General features: G+C 59.6%; 1 protein-coding gene. It reads right to left on the bottom strand.

Going from position 1 to position 1,172, the window contains the following annotated elements:
- Positions 1-451: 451 nt before the first annotated feature.
- Complete coding sequence (locus ACT9AS_RS14560) at positions 452-769, bottom strand: hypothetical protein (RefSeq protein WP_445100876.1); 318 nt, start codon at positions 767-769, stop codon at positions 452-454.
- Positions 770-1,172 lie beyond the last annotated feature (403 nt).

The raw sequence follows: 1,172 nt of genomic DNA on the forward strand, positions 1-1,172 counted from the left end.
GCCTAACGCCTGAGTTAAGCCGACCCGCGCTGGGTGGCTTCCGAAATCGAGGATAGCGTAGATGCCCCCGAAGTCGTTGAGCGCCGAAGCGGGTTCGGCTTGAACGACTGGTTAGGGTGCAGCCGACACGACCCGCTCGGCCGTGCCGGCCCGGCAAAAGGAAGGTCTGGCCTCCCCGAATCACTGCGGCCGGTCGCGTGCGACACGATGCCAGGAAAAGCGGTTAGCCCACGTCTGCAAAGCACGCTTTGCGCGCGTGGGCTAACCGCTTTTCTAGCAGCCCGCTCGCCATTCAGTCGATCGGCGGACGCCGCCTTGCGCCGTCCGATAATTCTGACAGTAGCCGTGTCCGCCGCGAGAAATTTCGGCGCTGCAGCCTAACGCCTGAATTAAGCCGAGCCGCGAAGCGGCTTCGGCTTGAATGAATTGTTAGCACTCAACGCGGGACGCCTCACTGAGGTTCCAGCGTGATGAAGTCACTGCTGCCTGCAATGCGATGTTCTTGTTTAACTGGATGGCCATGCTTTGCACCAGACTCCTGAAGCTCAAGCAAGTAATCCGCCAGCGAATTTTGCAACGACTGCAGGTTGTGCTTAAACAAGTCTGAGCCGTAACCATCACTCTTACCTTCTAGGGCGAGACTCTTGGCCAGTTCATGTAGCTGCTTGAGTCGTCCAGCGGTGATGGAAATTGCAGGTTCTGATTGGTCAGCAAACACAACGACGCCAGCGCCACTGATTTGGTAGATGACTTTTGCGTCCTTTGCCATGTGCCAACCTTTGAGTGCTAACGCCTGAGTTAAGCCGACCCGCGCTGGGTGGCTTCCGAAATCGAGGATAGCGTAGATGCCCCCGAAGTCGTTGAGCGCCGAAGCGGGTTCGGCTTGAACGACTGGTTAGGGTGCAGCCGACACGACCCGCTCGGCCGTGCCGGCCCGGCAAAAGGAAGGTCTGGCCTCCCCGAATCACTGCGGCCGGTCGCGTGCGACACGATGCCAGGAAAAGCGGTTAGCCCACGTCTGCAAAGCACGCTTTGCGCGCGTGGGCTAACCGCTTTTCTAGCAGCCCGCTCGCCATTCAGTCGATCGGCGGACGCCGCCTTGCGCCGTCCGATAATTCTGACAGTAGCCGTGTCCGCCGCGAGAAATTTCGGCGCTGCAGCCTAACGCCTGA

Source organism: Lysobacter sp. F60174L2, assembly GCF_052547135.1.

What these genes read in the sequence shown, in the direction of transcription:
- ACT9AS_RS14560 (WP_445100876.1), bottom strand. Translation starts at nt 769, where the DNA reads ATGGCAAAGGACGCAAAAGTCATCTACCAAATCAGTGGCGCTGGCGTC.